The following is a 273-nucleotide window of genomic DNA, read 5'->3' as shown; positions in this document are numbered from 1 at the left end:
TTTAATGCCGCCGTTATCCAAGCGGGCATACCCACAACGCTGGGCGCGGCGATTACGGCGGCGCAGCAGGCGTTGACGGATCATCCAGAAGGTACGGATGTAGGACAGGCCTCAGCGGGAGCGCGCACTGCACTGCAGACCGCGTCCAATGCGGCGCAGCAGATACTCGATAACGCGAGCAATTACACGCAGGATCAACTGGATACTGCCGTTGACCAGTTAAACTCAGCGGGTCAAGTGTTTAATGCCGCCGTTATCCAAGCGGGCATTCCG

The 273-nt window shown here is 58.6% G+C and carries 1 pseudogene; it reads left to right on the top strand.

Features of this window, described 5'->3' with window-relative positions:
* Positions 1–15 precede the first annotated feature (15 nt).
* Positions 16–219: pseudogene (locus GQF01_RS37135) on the top strand (hypothetical protein); the annotation flags it as partial.
* Positions 220–273: the final 54 nt, after the last annotated feature.

It is taken from the genome of Paenibacillus silvestris, assembly GCF_009882985.1.
Lineage (GTDB): Bacteria > Bacillota > Bacilli > Paenibacillales > NBRC-103111 > Paenibacillus_E > Paenibacillus_E silvestris.
Note: the sequence above shows the minus strand (reverse complement) of the source record. Positions and strands in the feature narration are given on the sequence as shown.